Origin of the sequence: Rickettsia tamurae (genome assembly GCF_000751075.1) — a bacterium.
GTDB classification, from domain to species: domain Bacteria; phylum Pseudomonadota; class Alphaproteobacteria; order Rickettsiales; family Rickettsiaceae; genus Rickettsia; species Rickettsia tamurae.
Genome location: NZ_CCMG01000015.1, coordinates 53,561 through 72,473, shown reverse-complemented (window position 1 = coordinate 72,473; position 18,913 = coordinate 53,561). Strand labels below are relative to the sequence as shown.

Here is an 18,913-nt window from a genome sequence, read left to right as displayed (position 1 = left end):
TTAGAATTTAAAATTAAAGAATCAAGAAACATATTTAATAGCATTAATACCTGCCATTTGTCAAGTTAAATATAATCTATTTACTGGTATTGCAGATAAATTAGTTAATAAATTAACGTTACTGCGAGGATAAATTGAAAATTTTGATGAAGCAATCCAGTTTAAAAATGCTAGTTTATAGCATTTTTATTATCTTTTCTGGATTGCCGACCTCACTTTGACCGCTCGCAACGACGATATTATCACTAGTTAGCAATCCCTATTTACTTCCGAATATTATCTTTCTATCGGTAGAAAAATATAAATTATTATTTGCTCTTAGCCCATAATAATGAATATTCTTTATAATTTTGACAATATGAGGCATCATGTTTAATCCATTATTATCAACATCAAAACTATATAAAACACCGTTAACGGAAATAACATTTAAACTTCGCTTATTGTTATTATCAACTCCAACAAAAGGTACTAAAAAAGTAGCAGATTTTAGTTTCTTAGGATCTTTTCCATCATTTAAATCAGCTACAAACTTTACTTTCCCTGTTTCAGGATTAAATGCCGCTATTTGTCTAGCGTTATTTGTTACAAATAGGCTATTACCGATTAAAGACATTGATTGAATATCCTCGGCATTTACCTGCCAAATCACACTGCCGGTTGCTACATTAAGCTTAATAAGCTTGCCAAGACCGGTCGCTATATACAGATTCATATTATCATGAACGGGGGTACATAAAATACTTGATTCGTCAAAATTCGGTATAGCTGTACGATCATTAAGATCTGCGAACTCAAAATTCCATCTTACTTCACCGTTTTTTATATTTAATGCAAGTACTTGCCCGGAATTATAAGTTACTATTACATTGTCATACTGTACTATGGGCGTCATAAAATAACTAGCCGATAAAACTTCCGCTAGGCTTTCATGTTCCCATACGGTTTTTAAAGTTTCTGCATTTAAAGCAATAGTTTGATTACTGATAGTTTGCACTAAGACAGTATTATCATTTAGCACAATAGGCTTAATTCTAATAATATCCGGAAGTTCTTTTCTAATTATTTCATAACCTGATTTTGCATCTAGCACTACTAACAACCTTGAACCGTATGTTACGTATAATTTTCCGTTATGGTGTAAAATTCCACCACCTATATAATTATCTTTTTTATGTCTACTTAAATTATAAGACCAAATAATCTTATTTTTCTCTATAGAAAATGCAGAAATATTCGATCTAATATCTAATGCATAAATCATATCGCCTATAAAAATCGGCTCAGTAATTGTTTTGCTTCTAGCGAAACTATACTGTTTATTCTTAAGCATATTTGCATTAAACGCATATATATTTGCATTAGAATCTAAATATATAGGCTCATTAGTCTGAATTGCTAATTTAGGAGTCAACTCAACAATATTTTTTACCCTTTTTGGTCCAAGCCCGTTACATGAAATTAAAATAAACGGTAATAACAGAAGTGCTATTTTTTTTGTCATATTTTTCCTTAAGTACGAATTATTATTTATTTAAATTTACCAGCAATGCTTTAGCCTGATCTTTTATTAGATCAGATACATTATTTGAAATTAATAAATTTTTTAGATTTTTTTCTGCTTGCGGTTTCATATTATTCTTAATATCCCACATAGCCTTTATAATAGTTGCCGTAGCCCAAAAAGGTTTTTTCTCGTCATCAAAATAGTTTAAATATTTTGTCAATTTTTCTTTATCTTGAATATCTAGATTTTGATCATCAATAACAAGACCACACCATGAAATACGTGCATAAGAAGTAGAAATTTCGGAATATTCTTTATTTTCAATAATTTTATTAAGCAGATCTTTCGCTTCTGAATATTTTTTTCCCGAAATCTTTATGGCTACTTGTTCTAATGCAGCTATTTCTTTTATTTTAGTATTACTAGTAGTAACCAAATTCTCTAAAGTATTAAAAGCTAATTCTTCATTATCTTTTGTTGTTTCCAAACCAACAGCCTTAATAAGAATATCACCGTTTTTTTGGTTATTTTTAATTCTTTTATCTTTATTATTATTAATAACAACCATTATAGTAATAGCTATTATAGAAATGATTATTATTATAGGTAAAAGCTTTTTGAAAAAAATTAACCTTTTTTCTTCATTTTGATCACTCAGTACTTCATCCAAAATATCAATCATATCTTATTATTTTTATTTTTACAGCCAAATTTGATCTTAGCATCCTCTGCCATTTTCTTGGATGCAGTAGTTCTATTAGTTGGAAATTCCTTATCAAGCTTAGCAAGCATATTACATGCTTCCTGAGTTTTTTTTAGTTCACCTAAGGAAAGTGCTAACTTCAATAATCCATCAGAAGATTTTGCCCCTTTCGGTAACTCTTTATAGCCTTTTAAATAGTTAACCGCTGCTCCGTTATAGTCTTTTTGTTTAAAAAAGCATTCCCCATACCAGAAATAAGCATTACTAATCAGCGAACTGTTAGGATATTTTTGGATAAAATTTTTAAATTTATCTTTTGCTTCAGTAAGTTTATTATCTTTATAAGCAGCAAGAGCCAAATCGTAAGCTTGCTTATCGGGAGCTATATCCTTATTAACCGCAATAGGTTTTTTAGGAGCATTATCCGGCATGTCTTTAAGCAAAGCTATATCAAAAACATCTTGTTTTTTTGAATCACCGGCTTCTAAAACTTCAGTATTTTCTTCTTGATTTGGAATATTTGAGTTCTGCGTTAGCATATCAATTTTATGCTGTAAAACCTCAACTTTACCGATTAATCTTCTGATTTCTTGTTCCTGTTCATCTAATCTATTTTCAAAATCATTATTTGCTGCATATTTTAAAGGCTTTCCTTTAATAGTTTCGCTTTCTCCGAAAGAAACCATAGAAAATAAAAAAGTAAATAATAAGACAATCAGTTTCATATATTTTTTAAAGATTTATAATTTTTTTTATAATATACTCTGAATAAACGAAGAGTAAGTAGACGAAGTTTTATTTGGAAAAGAGCAAGGAGTTTATAAGGCGAGGTGTGCTGCGTATACTTAATACGTGAGAACCGCAGATCTTATAAAACGACGTAGCCAATTTTTCAAATAAAACAAGTATACCGAAAAATTTTTAATATTCCACACAATTTTTTATATTTCAATACTACCGTCATATGTAAAAGTTATTGTTATGGTGGTACCTTCATTTATCTTACTTTGCAAATCAAACTTACCGTTCATAAGCTCAACCAGTTTTTTAGTAAGCGGCAACCCAAGACCGGTACCCTCATATTTTCGACTAAGCTCACTATCAATTTGACCGAACGCCGATAAAGTTTTTGGGATATCTTTTTCCTCAATACCGATGCCGGTATCTATAACTTTTATATATACTAATTTTGCTAACTCATCTTTTTCAAGTGCAATAGTAACACTTCCTCCAGAATTTGTAAATTTCACGGCATTTGATAAAAGATTTAAGAATACTTGTTTTAGCCTTTTTGGATCAGCCTTTATAACCACATGCTCTTTCGGTAATCTACTAATTAAAGCCACTTCGGCTTGATTGGCACGAGGCTTAACAAGTATCAGCGAAGAACTAATTAATTTATTTAAATCAAGATCTATACTATCTACTTTTAATTTATCGGCAGAAGCTTTAGAAAGATCTAAAATATCATTAATCATACTAAGCAAATGTTTACCGGCATCATTTATATCTTTAATATAATTTTTACTTTTTTCTGCATCTCTTTCCGACATAAGAATTTCCGAAAAGCCTATTATAGCATTAAGTGGTGTACGCAATTCATGACTAATATTAGCAAAAAACTTTGTATTTGAAGAGCTGGTTTTTTCTACTTTTACTATTTGAGCTTTTAAATTTCTATTTGTTTCAAGCTGCTCCTCAATAATTTGTCTAGCATAGTTAGTATTACTAATAATTATAGTGCAGAATATTATAAAAATAATGATAAAAGTTATAAAAACCTTTTGCTCAAGAGAGGTTATATTTTGCCACTGGCTGGTAATATTAGTGTTAATCTCAAATACTACATCTACGGGAAAATCTAAATTATTATCTATAACAGGGATATAGCTAGTAACAAAAGAAGCTTTTTCCACTGTTAAATCACTTTCATTTTCTATTACTACCCTTGGTAATAATATATGACTTGTAATACCTTCAAAAGCATCTTGAAGCGGAGCTTTTGAAGTAAAAGACTTTAAAAAAAATTTATCGATTTTTGCGGTAACTATCTCAACCAAACTATCATCTTTATAATTGTCTACACTATACATATGTAACATATTACTAGTGATGAATTTATTACCTTTGAGATCGTAGAGAGAAATATTAATATTAAGATTGGTGAACCATTGAGCGGTAATCTTTGCAAAATTAATAAAATCTTGATCTTGTAATAGTTTTAAATAATCGAATTTATGTAATTTACTGATTACGTTCTGATGAGTATTCCAAATATTATCAGTGTAAAGTTCTACAATTTTAGTATGTTCCAAAGCCACTAGTTTTACTATCATTTCTTTTATCATAAAATAACGATAAAACATCATATTTATGACAATATTAAGAAACAATATAATGAATGACAATCTTACTATATACTTATTATGGTTCATTACGAGACCTAGTAGTTATTTTTAGCTCAACTGATGTCATCCCTGCGGAAGGCTTGCTTGCATACCAAATCGTCATTGCGAGCAGCCGTAGGCTGCGTGGCAATCTCATAAAGCAGGGCTCCTGAGATTGCGTACGTACAAAACTTACAGTTTTTCCGTAGCTTATGAAGAAGAATCTATCCATGCAGCAAAACCGAGAATGACATTATCCTCTCTACTTATCTTCTTGTTTAACTTTCTCTTTTGTTTCCAGCTTCTTATTAATAATCAACCCTGTAATTACATCATAAGCACGAGCAAATTGATAATCTTTTTTGTATAATTCCGATAATTCATTCTCTTCTTGTTTATTATTTTTGGCTTTTGTTTCTTTTTTGCTATCTTTGTTTTTAGATGAATTATCTTTATTTTTTTCATTATCATTCTTCAAATAATTTTTTAAAGAACTCTCAGAAAAACGCTTATCTATTTTTTTCACTTCTGGATACTCAACTTTCGCCGGCTCAATTAAAATATCAGGCTCTATTCCTTCTGCTTGAATAGAACGACCGCTTGGGGTGTAATATTTAGATATAGTCAGTTTTACGGCAGCCCTAGAATTGATTTGCGTTAAAGCCTGAACTGATCCTTTACCGAAAGACTTAGTGCCAAGTATTATTGCTCTTTTATGATCTTGCAAAGCTCCGGCAACTATTTCCGAGGCAGAGGCAGAATTACCGTTTATTAAAACTATCATAGGTACTTTGGGAGCTTTTAACGAAAACTCATTTGCTTTAGTTTCGCTATTACTTGATGTAGTTCTACCTTTTGTTGTTACAATTACACCGGAATCAATAAAATAATCACTAACGGCAATAGCTTGATCGAGTATACCTCCGGCATTATTACGTAAATCTAGAATTATACCTTTAAGGTCATCTTTACTTTCAGTTTTTAACTTCTTTACTGCTGCCTTCAGCTCAGAAATTGTTGACTCATTAAAAGTAGTTATACGTATATATGCAATATTATTTTTTTCTAAATGTGCTTTTATCGGCTTGATTTTTACTATTTCGCGAGTAAGCTCTAGCTCTTGCGGTTTTGCCTCTTCTTCCTCAATTATCAACAATTTAACCTTAGTACCAGGCGGACCACGCATCTCTTTTATAGCTTTATTAGGACCAAGCGTAGAGACTAACTCGTCATTCACGCCTACTATATAATCCCCGCCTTTAAGCCCTGCTTTGAAAGCCGGCAAATCGTCAATAGGCGATATTATCTTAATTGCTCCGCTATCATACATTATTTCAACACCGATTCCGCCAAATTCACCTTTTGTAAAAGTAAAAATATCTTCTAAATCCTCATCGGTATAATAGCTTGAATGAGGATCAAGCGAGTTTAACATACCGTTAATTGCTTCATCTATCATTTTTTGCCTATCGGGTACTCGTACGTAATCCTTTTCAATACGTTCAAATACGTCTTGAAATTGCTTATAAGCTTCCTGATTTGATATTTTATTTTCAGTTTCTTTTTCTCCTTCTGCAAATGCACAAATAGAATTTATAATAAAAAATAGTGTTATAATTAAACGTAATAACATAATACTCCAAATATGTGTGTTTTTTAAGCAAAGCGTCATTGTGAGAAAAATTACAAAGTAATTTGACGAAGCAATCTCAGGATATTTGACGAGATTGCCGCGTCGCCTACGGCTCCTCGCAATGACGATTAAATATCCAGCTCACTAATAATTTTATCCATTTTAACTAAAGCCTGTTCATAAATAAATTGAAATCTTTTTTCCGGCTTTTTACCCATTAAATCATCTACTATTTTATCGACATTTTGAAAATCTTCTAAAGTTACCTTTAAAAGCGATCTTTTTTCCGGATGCATAGTAGTTTCCTTTAATTGTGCAGGCATCATTTCACCGAGACCTTTAAACCTACCTACTTCAATTTTAGCTTTACTAGCTTTTGATAATTTATCCGTTAACTTAGCTTTTTCCTCTTCATCGCCTGCATAATAAGTTTTATTAGACTGCGTTAAACGATAAAGCGGAGGCTTAGCTAGATATAAATGCCCCTCTTCTACCAATTTCGGCATTCGTAAAAAAAAGAAAGTCATTAATAGCGAAGCTATATGAGCACCGTCAACATCTGCATCAGTCATAATAATTATTTTTTCGTAACGCAGATTTTCTTTTTTATAATTCTTTAAACTACCGCAGGCAAGAGCTATTTCTAAATCTTGTATCGCTTGATTATTAACGATTTTTTCAAGCGTAGAACTCGCAACATTTAGAACTTTACCCCATAGCGGTAATACTGCTTGCGTTTCTCTATTACGTGCTTGTTTTGCAGAGCCTCCTGCCGAATCACCTTCTACAATAAATAATTCCGTCCCTTCAGGTGAAGTTCGTGTGCAATCGGCAAGTTTACCAGGTAAACGTAATTTTTGAGTGGCATTTTTACGGGAAATATTTTTTTCGTTTTTCTTACTTATTCTAAATTCGGCAATGCTAATTACATGCTCAAGTAAATTAGTAGCTAAAGCTTTATCGCTACTAAGAAAATGGTCAAAATGATCTTTTATTATATTCTCGACCGGTTTACTTACACCGTTTGATACTAATTTTTCCTTAGTTTGTCCTTGAAAAGACGGCTCAGCTATAAAAATAGAAAGTACGACACTTGCGGTTTCTAAAATATCTTCAATAGTTAGATTGGCAGCTTTTTTATTCCCTATCATTTCACCGTATGCTTTAAGCCCACGTAAAATAGCTGACTTAAGTCCTTGCTCATGCGTTCCTCCTTGTGGAGTCGGAACGGTATTACAATATGATTGAATAAACACCGAGCTATCGTTATTTTGCCAGCAGATTGCCCATTCAAGTTTTATCCCGTCCAGCGTAGACTCTATATTGCCTGAAAAAATTTCCGGAATAACTAAATTATCTAAAGTTACTTTTGAACTTAAATAATCTTTTAAACCGTTTGGGAAATTTATTAATGCCTTTTTAGGTATATCTGACGGTACTTCTACTTCGCATTCCCATTCTATAGTAACACCGCGATATAAATAAGCTTTTGACCTTGCAAGCTCATAAATCTTTTTAGGATTAAAATGTAATTTTCCACTAAAAATTTCCGGATCGGGAGTGAAATTTATTGATGTACCTCTTAGCCTTTTAGATACTTCTTCACATATTAAATCAGTTAACTTTTCTCCTTTAGAATAACTTTGACTATATAATTTACCTTGTTTATAAACCTTTATTTCTAAATGTTTAGATAAAGCATTTACTACCGATATTCCAACACCATGCAATCCGCCTGCAGTATGATAAACATTATTTGAGAATTTACCTCCTGAATGAAGAGTAGTTAAAATTACTTCTAAAGCTGATTTATCAGGAAATTTAGGATGATTATCAATAGGGATACCGCGACCGTTATCAAATATAGTAATACTATGATCCTGATGCATTTTTATCGTGATGATACTTGCAAAACCGGCGACTGCTTCGTCCATAGCATTATCCAGCACTTCAGATACTAAATGATGCATAGCATTTGAATCAGTGCCACCGATATACATACCCGGTCTTTTACGAACAGGCTCAAGCCCCTCTAATACTTCAATATCTTTTGCACTGTAGTTATTATCGACTAGCTTATTTTTTTTTTCTTTGTTAAAGCTGAATAAATCATTCATATATGTAGGAGAGGAATTAATTGTTTTCTTTCCTAAATTAAACTATTTAACCTAGAAAAGCAATTAAGCTTTAAAGAAATTGTTTGAAAATTCTACGTCATTGCGAGGAAAAACTGTAAGTTTTGACGAAGCAATCTCAGGATTTTATACTATTTCATGAGATTGCCACGCTCCTTGCAGTCGCTCGCAATGACGATAAAAATAATCTTATTAGTAACCCTTAGCTTTGATTAACATGCAAGCTATGTTAGCGTTTCCTTGAGCTAATGCAATATCTAATGGATATTGGCACTCATCATTTAGAGTAGAAATTTTAATACCTCGTATGACCAAAAATTTTGCTAAATAGTAATTATCATTATAAATAGCAGCAGTTAGTAATGTTTCACCTAATCTGCTCTTTTCTTGCAACATCGGATAAACATCAAGTAACGCACGCAGCCCAAAAAGATTATTTCTATCAACTGCTCTAAAAGCATTATCTACTGCACTACAATAAGACAGATTGGCATAAATATCTTTCTTTTTATTTATATCATTATCATATTTAATAAAACTCTCTACAGCTTTTCTTCTTTCGGCACTTGCTATCCATTCTTCTTTCTTTTGGAACAGCTCTATATATGCATACATATCCATCTGCTCTAAAGTCGCTTGCTCTGTTAGTTTACCAAGAACTATATCATCATCAGGTAAAAGTAACATTTGCGTTTCATCTTTAACGAATTTTGTTGTCGATTCCGAGGTTTCATTATTCACCTTATCATCCTGTTTTTGAATCATGATATTTGGAGAGCTTATCGGCGGTGATTTCTCTTGATTATTTGTAGTTTGATTATTCTTAATTTGCTTCTCTAAAGGCTGAGATTGAGGTTGATTCGGCTTCACTACAACAACGGGGATAAGCGGAGTATTCCAATCTTGTTTTTTTGGGACATCTGAAACAGCAACAAATGTCTCTTGCGAGTTATTGATTTCCGCTGAAGAATCGGTTGTAGGAACTACTTTAGGCGGAGTAGTAACGGGTGTATTTGGGCTAGCCGGTGTTATAGGCTGTGTAGATTGTTGATTTGTAGGCATTACCAGCGGTGCAGGTGCATTACTAGGTACTACCGGAGTTTCTGCAGGAGGTACTGTTGTCGGCATAGTACTTGGTATAGTATCTTGGGTTACCGGCGGGCTAACCACAGGCGGAGAAACGGCAGGCATATTAGGTATAGACGGCAGTGCTATCGGTGCTACGCTTTCTTCCTCTTTATTAGCATCAGGAGGTGGATTAAGCGGAATAGGCTTATGCACGGGCGGCAAATTGGTCGGTTTATATATTTGCACCGGTCGCTGCGGGGGCACTACATAACTTCCTGCTTGAGCCGGAGGCATAGATACTATAGGTCTCGGTACTTTAGGAGTTATAATATTAGAAGCTAAATTTGTATCTTTATGCTCATTAGAATCAACTTCTTCTTCATGCATTTCATTACTTGTAGCACTAGGTAACTTTGCACTACCAATATCTATAAAAGGTTCAGATGTTTCCGATTCATTAGGTTCTTGTTGTGTAACTTGTTTATCCGGTGTGTTATCATGAAAAGCTAAATTTACACTACTTTCATGTTCATTACTTGCGGTGGCACTAGGCAATGCTGTATTACCGACATCTATAAACGGCTCAGCTTGTTCATTTTCATTAGGCTCTTGGGAAGCTAGCTTTGGTTCTTCTTTATGGGCTGCTTTAGTTTGTTCATTTACCTGTTTAGGGGGTATATTTTTCTTTTTTGATTTACTAAAAAATTGCTTAAATTTATCAAAAAAAGAAATATCGGAATTAGAGCTAACATCCTTATCTTTAGTATCTACTTCGGCAGCCGGTAATGATGGAGGTGAAGCATAACTTTGCACTGCAACCAATAACAGATTGATAAAAAATAATATCTTACATAATTTATTTAACATATAATTCCTTATTAAATAATTATCCTAAAACGTCATTGCGAACGACTGTAGGCATTGTTGCTATGTCATTCCCGCGAAAGCGGGAATCCAGAATAAACAAGACTAACCTAGCACAAAATTACAAGCTTTGATGAAATAAAAATATGTTTTTTGTATTTTTTTACTGGATTCCCGCTTTCGCAGGAATGACATAAAGAGCCGTACAATGACATTTACTCCTCTACCTCTTACTATTCTGCACCAATTTCTTTATTTCAATCTCTACTAACTCTTTAACAAGTAAAGGTAGATTTTTATCAAGCCAAGCTTTAAGTTCCGGTTTTAACATCTCAACAACTAATTCTTCCAGTGCATTTTTAGATGAGATATTATTATCCAACTTTTTATCTTCAATAGTATCGGTAAAACTTTTAAAAATATCACCTACCTCTTCAGCAGATTTAGTTGATATTAACTTTTCTTCTTCATCTTGATTTACTATTTCCGTTAGCTCTAATATATCTTCATCTTCACTATCATTTTCGTGAATAGGATTTTTACGTTCGTTAATTACTCCTTTAATCGATTTTAATATGTCTTCTATCGACATATCTTGTTTTTTTTTATTTTCCTTACTCACGTTAGAAACCTATAAACATTTTCTTTTTAATAGTCTTAAACTCTTCTTCAGGACTAAAATATTTTACTTTAAGTTTTAAACTTTGAGCCGTTAGCTCGCCGGTTAACAATTTCATTTGATATGCTGCAAGTACTGAAGATTTATACGCATCCACACGAGTTATTTTTGCTTCGTATAATTTTTCTTCAGCAGTTAAAACATCTAATATTGTTTTAGACCCTACTATTTCTTCTTGTACAGTACCGTCATATGATATTTGAGCAGCATCTACTCCTTGATTAGCTGCAACAATACGAGATTTTGCTGCTTCAAATCCCTCCCATACGCTTACAACCCCTGCTTGGGTCTGCTTTATCGTACTATCAAGTTGAACTGCACTATTTCTTGTTTGATTTTTAGCCGATCTGATTCTTGAATATTGAGCTCCTCCCTCAGGATAAATAGGAATATTTACCGAAAGAGTAGTAGTATAGCTTCTATTATTTATAGCATTTACATTTCTAGCATTTATATCATCTTGTGGATTGTAGTGCGTTCTACCGGATTGCAGTTGCACGCTTACTTGCGGTAATAATTTCCCTTTTTCTGCCATTTCTAAGGCTTTAGCCGAAGTTACATTATGCCTTGCCGAATCAATATCAGGATTGAGCTTAGCAGCTCTTCCTGTTAACTCATCTAATGAAGCAGGTAACATTTTAGGTAACTCAGGCATAGTTATATTAGTCGGCTCTATTCCAAATACTCTAATAAAATTTGCTTTTTTTCCTTGAAAATCAGCATAGGCAGCTAGTTTATTCGTTTCTGCCGCTGCAAGTCCTGCTCTTGCGGTTGCTATATCTATTTCCGTTGCTTCTCCAAGTCTTAATTTCTCCTCAACGGTGTTAACTTGTTGTATGTTAGTGCGAACCCTACTTTCGGAAATATCATATTTCTCTTTGCTCTCAAAACAATCAAGATACGCAGTTATTAAATTTAATAATATTTTTTGTTCACCGGCATAATATGCACCCCGTGCGGCTCTAAATCCTGCTTGAGCAGCTTTAAGAGCCGCAACGCTAGAACCACCATTAAATAGAGACTGTTGAATTGTTAATGTACCTTGATCACTATCTGTTTCCCTTGGAGCAAGACCAAGCCTATCTGCATATTTTTTATTATATTTGGTTTTACTATTACTTCTTTCAATCTTCATTCCAGCACTAGGCATAAACCCCGAAAAAGCTCGTGGAAACTGCTCAATCGAGTCTAAAAACTTAATTCTAGCAGCTTTCAGCTCCTCATTACTCTTATACCCTTCAGTTAAAGCTTCCTGCAAATCAACAGCGGCAACCGAACTAGTTAGCAATAACGTAACAATAAATGTAGTTAATTTACGCATAAATTTTTTGAATAATTGATAATATATTAGTTAGATTAGTTTAATCTTTCAAGAATATACCTATATCCCAATAAAACAATATAAATCTATTGTAGCAATGTTAGCACGTAATATAACAAAAATTAATCTCAAGGGCAATGATAACTATTTTACATTTTATTTTACGGTTATAAAGCTTTAAGATTAATTAATATTTGATAACAAAATAATAAATTTTATGTCTATAATTGATTTTTCTAGTTTCAGCGGATTAAACAAAGAACAACAAGAAGAACTACAAAGACTTTTAATAAAATTAAAAGGTTTTACAAAATCTTTGAAAATGAATGTAAAAGATTTAGAAGATCATTTATTTTATATTATACAAAATTCTTTAAATGAATTATCTCACACTGAAAATATCGATGTAGAGAAAATAGAAAAACTTTTTAATAGGACAATCCAAGAATCTCTAACTACTTTATCTGAAGCACTTGAGAAAGCATATCAAGAACAGCTAAAAACAAAAGATACCTTTTTATTTGACGGGGTTATTGTAGAAAAATGTTTAAACGTTTTAGAACAAGTTTTAAAATTTCAGCAAGAATTAGATAAACTCTATCCTGGAGCTTCTAAAAAAATTATAGAATCATTAGAAAATATATTAGTCGGGGTTATATCCACTCAAATACCGATGCTTGGAATATTTATACAAACAAGCGGAATACTTGAAAAAGTAAATAATTTTATTGACTCTGAAAAATTATTGCCAAAAATAACAAAATTGCATAACGATATAAAAGAAATAAGAGAAGAGACTAAATCTAATGAGAAGCTTGAAAACATCTATGAAAAAGCCAAAAAAGTTGCCGCAATTTCAGAAATATCAAAAGAACCGCCTCGAAAAATTATTGAAATAGCAAATAAAAACCCTAATAATCAAGCTTCACTAGAGAATGTTGCAAAAGCTGCTAAAGCTATACCAAAAAGCAAAGATGAAGTAGAAGAAAAAATAGCAGAACTAAAAAGTAATATTGAAAGTGCAATTCCACAAGATATAAATATTGACAAATTAAACTCTGTAAAGAATACTATTTCGGGTAATCTAAATGAAGCTAAAACAGAATTATTAAAAGTATTAAATCCGGAATCTTCTTTTGGCGAAAAGATAGAATCCTTATGTAAAGCAACAGAAAAAGCTACGGAAATTGCAAGCGACATAAAAAAAATAGTAGGAGTAATACCAGGAAGTAAAGAACTCGGAAATGTTATAAGTCTAACAATAAAAACTAACTTATTACCGCCTCCGGTCTTAGCAGTTGCAAAGCTAGCTCCTGATATAGCTAACTTAGTTAATATAGGTAAAGCAGTGGTTACGATGCTTTCTAAAACACAAAACTTAACTCAACAACAAGGAAGAGCAAAATAGTGTCTAATTCTAATACTCATATTTTAATTGCCGTAGGTTGCTTAGCATTATTATTAATATTTTTAATGTATAAGAAAATAGCAGCACGTAAAAAAAATATATTACCTGCTGAAGGAGGTAATATTGACGATTCACCAAATATTGCCCTTAATAGTCAAAAACCGGAAAATAAAAAGCTGACATTACAAGAAAGAATAGAATTATCTTGGAAATTCCTTTATGACATCACGGAAGTTATTTTAAATAAATTCTCTAAAGAAGATGTTATTCAAGTGAATAAATGCGGTCAAGTTTTATTTGAAAACGGCGTTAGATATGAACATGTAGTCGATCTTGCAATCCCTCAAGTCAAATCTCATACTCAAGCAGTTGAACAAGAACAATCTAAAGGTAAAAAAGCCTTAGGGGTGTAACTCTTTTCTTTGAAAAGTAGTATTTTATACTTCTTATTTAAAGTAGGTTTAAAATCAATACTAATATTACTATTTAGGAACTTATTCCTAAATAGTAAGCTTTTTTAGGAATAAACTCCGATTAAGTTAGATTATAAAAGGCAGCATTCTTAGCTAAATAGGTAAATTTTATTTATGTCTAGCATATATCTTGTTACTATATCGTTTAATAAAAGTAAGCAATTCTTACTAAAGGATTATGGAAAGGCTTGGCATTTACTTTGTAGTTTTACCGGTTCTTTATATCAAAACGGTAATATATTAAATAATGGAGAATTTTTTAGTCCTACAAAAAATAAATTGGTTTTTTATACAGTAATTCCTAATAAAGATGCTTTGCATGCTTCACATTTAAGCTATCATGCATTGAAAGATAAAGATGAATTAGAGCAATTGGGCGTAATAATTAGTTATAAAATAACAGCAGACTATGTTAGTGAAACTCCTATTGATATTGAAGAAAATATTGAAAATGCAAAATTTCTCTATTTATATCCTATTTCCTGGTCAAAAGCTTATGAAGAGCAGCTTGTATTACGTACAGATGAAGGGAAATATCTACCTTTATATATAATAAATGATAAAGACCGATATCTCGGAGGAACAATTACTTTTTGGAGAGAGGACTATGCTGCGGCTCGCAGATTATGGCTTTCAAGCTATAAAAAATTAGAACCGTTAATGGAAAGACAATTAGCAGAATTAGACAGTGATATTTCTATAGAAGGAAGCAAAATTAGTAAGCGAATACAAAAATGTTTAAAAAAGAAAGTTTTTTATCCTATAGCAGAACCGGTATCAGGAAACTCATATGCACGTTCTAATTATTCAAATTGTCCATCTTGTGAAAAAGATTGGTAATTAAAAACAACATTTCATGGAATATTTGATTATAAATGTAATAAATGCCTTTTATTAAGTTATGAACTTCATAGTTAGTTTTGTTTCCTAAAATTAGTATACCTTGCATATACGCCGGTTTAAAATAAGGCTCAAACAAATCCGTTAACTTGATGCTCCCAAAGCTCCTTAAACTTACCCTTTTCCTTACGAACGAGTTCCGTAAAAGTGCCGTCTTCTATGATCTTGCCTTTATCCATAACAATAATTCTATCCATATGCTTGATAGTAGATAATCTGTGGGCTATAGCAATTATAGTTACATTCTCAATATCAAGCATGGTATTAATAGATTTTTTCACTTCTTGCTCAGTATGGCTATCAAAGCTTGAAGTTGCTTCATCTAAAACCAAAATCGGAGCGTTTTTAAGAATAGCACGAGCAATTGCTATACGTTGTCTCTGTCCGCCACTTAGCTTTACTCCTCTCTCACCGACAATGGTGTTATATTTTTCCGGTAAACTCTCGATAAATTCATGGATATTTGCAGCTTTGGCAGTATTTTCTATTTCCTTAGATGAAAAAGCATAATATCTTGAGGAATTAATGATATCTGCTCCCGCAGGCTGTCAGAGGAAGTATTGTAAAGGCTTTGGTTATCGATTATAATATCGCCGGTTTTTCAGCTTTAAAATTTTTCAACAATAATGCAATCAAAGTAGATTTACCACTACCTGAATGCCCTACAATACCTACCTTCTCACCAGCCTTAATATGCAAATTAAGATTGCTAAATACACTACTACCCTCTTTGCATGCAAAAGATATATCCTTAAATATAATCTCGCCTTTAGAGATTTTTAATTCAGCAGCATTTTCTTTATCTATAACATCTTCTAAAAAGTCTTTAACTCTCATAGTAGCATGCCAAGAATTTTCAGCAAATAAAAAGTTAGTGACATAATAAAAGCGATATCACCGATACCGATCTCACCAAGATTACACAAGTAAATTACGTATACAAATACTCCTATCAAATATACCCAATATACTAAGTTCAATATTATAGAGATAATGAGATCATATTTATAATATCTAGTTGTTAAACTATTATGCACATTATGATAATAATCTTTTATTTTATTTAATTCTCTCTGTTTTGCCGCAAATGAAAAAATGGTAAAAATATTTGTAATACAATCAGCTACGATACCAAATAAATTATACCAAGAATCTTGCTTATCCTGCTCCATTTTTGCAAGTTTGATAAAAAACCGTAATGCAAGCGGTAAATAAACAGCAATAAAACCAACAATAATAAATATTTTAATATTAATATAGGCAAGAGTAACACCGGAAAATAATGTAATAAGTAGAGTTTGGCTTAATTTATACTCAATTGCTTGGTGCATTTTATAATAATTATCACCTATGCCCCGTACTCTTCCGACTATAGAACCGGAAAGGTTATTTTGAAAATAAGTATACGGCAAATCAAAACAGTGATTACATATTTTATTCATCATATCTTGAAAGATATAAGGCATGTCTTTAAGCTGTGCAAAATTGTGAGCACGCCAAGCTACATCAAGTATTGCTTGTGCCATTACAAACCATATTATTGGTTTATAACCTTGTGCGAATGTAATCTTTTCGTTTTGGGTAAACAAATCAAGCAAAAGCTTTACGGCATAATTATATAGAATAGGATGAAAAGCGCTCGCAAACGGTGCAATCATCATAACAAGATAGCAATATTTATACGGCTTTATAACCGACCATAAAAAAGGAACAGGATAAGTTTTGATTTTCATAAGTTGAGAAATATTGGACAAATTTAGAGAACTTTTGTGGTATGCATTCCTACATAGGCAGAAATTTAGCTCTTTCCGGTGTCATACCGTGGTCAAGCCACAGTATGACAACACCGAACATGCCTTATGATTTATACAACAATGCCGCTTTAGTTAGAAATGACATCAAAAAAGCTATACGAGATATTATAGATACCTACTATTCTCTTCCTTAACTAGAACTATTAACTGCTCAATCGATAATACTTCCTGCTCGGTAGTTCCGAGTCTTCTTATCGTTACTTGTTTATTTTCTTTTTCCTGCTTACCGATTACGGCAATCATCGGTATTTTTTGATTAGAAAACTCACGAATCTTATGGTTAATTTTATCAGGTGAGATATTAATATCCGTTCTTACGCCATTATCAATTAAAGCTTTTTGTACTTCTAAAGCATAATCGTTTAAATCACTGGTAATGGTCGCCACAGCGACCTGTATAGGAGCAATCCAAAGCGGAAAACGTCCCGCATATTCTTCGATCAATATACCGATAAAACGCTCAAGCGAACCAAGGATTGCTCTATGCAGCATTACAGGTCTTTTTTTCTCACCGCTTGCTGCGATATAGCTAGCATCGAGTCGCTCCGGCAATACAAAATCCATCTGAAGCGTACCGCATTGCCACTGCCGTCCTATCGCATCGGTTAAAACAAACTCAAGCTTTGGACCGTAAAATGCCCCCTCACCTGGGTTTAGCGTATAAGTAAACCCTGCTTTTTCTACTGCTTCTTTTAAAGCATTCTCAGCCTTATCCCAAACTTCATCACTTCCTGCTCTGATTTCAGGACGATCAGAAAATTTTACCTTTATATCGGTAAAGCCGAAATCTTTATAAACTTCCGTCAGTAGCTTACAGAAACTAACCGTTTCATCGGTAATTTGTTCCTCAGCACAAAATATATGTGCATCATCTTGCACTAAGCTACGCACTCTCATTAAACCGTGCAATGCACCGGACGCCTCATTACGGTGACACAAACCAAACTCCGACATACGAAGCGGTAAATCACGATAGCTCTTGATACCTTGTTTGAAAATCTGCACGTGGCAAGGGCAATTCATCGGCTTTAAAGCTAATGTCTTATCATCTGTTTCTAACGCGAACATATCATCACGAAATTTTTCCCAGTGTCCTGAAGCCTCCCAAAGTCTTTTATCCACCAAAACAGGAGTCTTAACTTCAATATAACCGTTTTTACGAATCTTTTTCCTAATATATTGCTCGATAATATTATATATACTCCAGCCCTTATCATGCCAGAATACCATTCCTTGAGCTTCTTCTTGGAAGTGGAATAAATCAAGCTCTCGCCCAAGCTTTCTATGATCACGCTTTTCGGCTTCTTCAAGCATAAAAAGGTAATTATCTAGTTGCTCTTTCGTAGCCCACGCCGTACCGTATATACGCTGCAACATCTCATTACAACTATCACCTCGCCAATAAGCTCCTGCAACTTTCATCAACTTAAAATGCTTAACAAACCCTGTAGAGGGAGCATGCGGACCTAGACATAAATCAATAAAATTACCTTGCCTGTATAAAGTAATTGGTTCACCTGCCGGAATTGAAGCAATAATTTCGGCTTTATAATGCTCTCCTATCGATTTAAAAAACTCTACGGCTTTATCCCTATCCCATAGCTCTCTTGTTACTTTCTCGTTCTTTTTTGAAAGTTCTTGCATTTTAGCTTCTATAACAGCTAAATCATCAGTGGTAAAAGGTTTATCACGAGCAAAATCGTAATAATAACCGTTTTCAATTGCAGGACCTATTGTTACTTGAGTTTCAGGGAATAGTTCCTTTACGGCTTCAGCAGTTAAATGAGCAGCATCGTGCCTTATTATCTCAAGACATTCAGGATCTTTTACGGTTAAAATACGAAGCTTGCAATCATTTTCAATTACGGTACTTAAATCTTTAAGCTCACCGTTTATTTCAGCAACCATTGCTTGTTTTGCAAGTGACATTGAAATCGCATTTGCTACTTCATAGGCGGTAATGTTTTTTTCAAATTGTTTTATACTCCCATCGGGAAAGGAAATATTAATCATTATTTTAT

At 32.8% G+C, this 18,913-nt stretch carries 17 protein-coding genes; 4 read left to right on the top strand and 13 right to left on the bottom strand.

Annotated features, from left to right (window positions below; all coding sequences use genetic code 11):
• Positions 1-259: 259 nt before the first annotated feature.
• The 9 genes from MB29_RS05900 to MB29_RS05860 form a co-directional block, all read right to left on the bottom strand.
• Entirely contained in the window at positions 260-1,504 is a 1,245-nt protein-coding gene (locus MB29_RS05900) for an outer membrane protein assembly factor BamB (RefSeq protein ID WP_032139445.1), read from the bottom strand.
• 22 nt (positions 1,505-1,526) lie between these two features.
• Positions 1,527-2,189, bottom strand: coding sequence for a DUF2659 family protein (locus MB29_RS05895; RefSeq protein WP_032139444.1), 663 nt, complete (start codon positions 2,187-2,189; stop codon positions 1,527-1,529).
• Positions 2,186-2,935: a tol-pal system protein YbgF gene (ybgF, locus tag MB29_RS05890; RefSeq protein WP_032139443.1), complete on the bottom strand. Its 750-nt coding sequence runs from the start codon at positions 2,933-2,935 to the stop codon at positions 2,186-2,188. The genes MB29_RS05895 and ybgF overlap by 4 nt, the downstream gene beginning before the upstream one ends.
• 216 nt (positions 2,936-3,151) lie before the next feature.
• Positions 3,152-4,645: a sensor histidine kinase gene (locus MB29_RS05885; protein WP_032139442.1), complete on the bottom strand. Its 1,494-nt coding sequence runs from the start codon at positions 4,643-4,645 to the stop codon at positions 3,152-3,154.
• A gap of 214 nt (positions 4,646-4,859) precedes the next feature.
• Positions 4,860-6,230, bottom strand: a complete 1,371-nt coding sequence (locus tag MB29_RS05880) for a S41 family peptidase (protein ID WP_032139441.1) — start codon at positions 6,228-6,230, stop codon at positions 4,860-4,862.
• A 128-nt stretch (positions 6,231-6,358) separates the two neighbouring features.
• Positions 6,359-8,347 (bottom strand): DNA topoisomerase IV subunit B, encoded by a 1,989-nt coding sequence (gene parE, locus MB29_RS05875; RefSeq protein ID WP_032139440.1) that lies wholly within the window; start codon positions 8,345-8,347, stop codon positions 6,359-6,361.
• 210 nt (positions 8,348-8,557) lie between these two features.
• The gene (locus MB29_RS05870; protein WP_032139439.1) at positions 8,558-10,300 is read right to left on the bottom strand and encodes an ankyrin repeat domain-containing protein; all 1,743 of its coding nucleotides are present in this window, start codon (positions 10,298-10,300) and stop codon (positions 8,558-8,560) included.
• Positions 10,301-10,520: 220 nt separating this feature from the next.
• Complete coding sequence (locus MB29_RS05865; RefSeq protein WP_008580336.1) at positions 10,521-10,919, bottom strand: DUF2497 domain-containing protein; 399 nt, start codon at positions 10,917-10,919, stop codon at positions 10,521-10,523.
• Between the two features lies 1 nt (position 10,920).
• Positions 10,921-12,297, bottom strand: coding sequence for a TolC family protein (locus MB29_RS05860; RefSeq protein ID WP_032139438.1), 1,377 nt, complete (start codon positions 12,295-12,297; stop codon positions 10,921-10,923).
• Between the two features lie 217 nt (positions 12,298-12,514).
• Between MB29_RS05860 and MB29_RS11770 the strand changes: the two genes are divergently transcribed.
• The 3 genes from MB29_RS11770 to MB29_RS10535 all read left to right on the top strand — a co-directional run bounded on the left by MB29_RS11770 (position 12,515) and on the right by MB29_RS10535 (position 15,018).
• Positions 12,515-13,705 (top strand): hypothetical protein, encoded by a 1,191-nt coding sequence (locus MB29_RS11770; protein ID WP_032139437.1) that lies wholly within the window; start codon positions 12,515-12,517, stop codon positions 13,703-13,705.
• Positions 13,705-14,118: a DUF2660 domain-containing protein gene (locus MB29_RS05850; protein WP_032139436.1), complete on the top strand. Its 414-nt coding sequence runs from the start codon at positions 13,705-13,707 to the stop codon at positions 14,116-14,118. Before MB29_RS11770 ends, MB29_RS05850 begins: the two co-directional genes overlap by 1 nt.
• A 174-nt stretch (positions 14,119-14,292) precedes the next feature.
• A complete protein-coding gene (locus MB29_RS10535) occupies positions 14,293-15,018 on the top strand; it encodes a DUF2310 family Zn-ribbon-containing protein (protein ID WP_084686940.1) in 726 nt (241 codons plus the stop codon).
• 131 nt (positions 15,019-15,149) lie between these two features.
• Here MB29_RS10535 and MB29_RS13810 read toward each other — a convergent pair whose 3' ends face one another.
• Genes MB29_RS13810 through MB29_RS10525 form a run of 3 tightly spaced genes read right to left on the bottom strand, consistent with a single transcriptional unit; the run spans position 15,150 to position 16,811 of the window.
• Positions 15,150-15,608, bottom strand: coding sequence for an ATP-binding cassette domain-containing protein (locus MB29_RS13810; protein WP_084686938.1), 459 nt, complete (start codon positions 15,606-15,608; stop codon positions 15,150-15,152).
• Positions 15,609-15,660: 52 nt separating this feature from the next.
• Positions 15,661-15,915, bottom strand: a complete 255-nt coding sequence (locus MB29_RS13500; protein WP_032139433.1) for an ATP-binding cassette domain-containing protein — start codon at positions 15,913-15,915, stop codon at positions 15,661-15,663.
• On the bottom strand, positions 15,912-16,811 hold the full coding sequence (locus tag MB29_RS10525; protein WP_084686936.1) for an ABC transporter transmembrane domain-containing protein: 900 nt from the start codon (positions 16,809-16,811) through the stop codon (positions 15,912-15,914). Before MB29_RS10525 ends, MB29_RS13500 begins: the two co-directional genes overlap by 4 nt.
• A 41-nt stretch (positions 16,812-16,852) precedes the next feature.
• Here MB29_RS10525 and MB29_RS11765 point away from each other — a divergent pair, with 41 nt between their 5' ends.
• The gene (locus tag MB29_RS11765) at positions 16,853-17,026 is read left to right on the top strand and encodes a hypothetical protein (RefSeq protein ID WP_008580348.1); all 174 of its coding nucleotides are present in this window, start codon (positions 16,853-16,855) and stop codon (positions 17,024-17,026) included.
• On the opposite strand, the gene thrS is transcribed toward MB29_RS11765, so the two are convergent.
• On the bottom strand, positions 16,998-18,905 hold the full coding sequence (thrS, locus tag MB29_RS05815) for a threonine--tRNA ligase (protein ID WP_032139432.1): 1,908 nt from the start codon (positions 18,903-18,905) through the stop codon (positions 16,998-17,000). The two genes, MB29_RS11765 and thrS, sit on opposite strands and share 29 nt — an antisense overlap.
• Positions 18,906-18,913 lie beyond the last annotated feature (8 nt).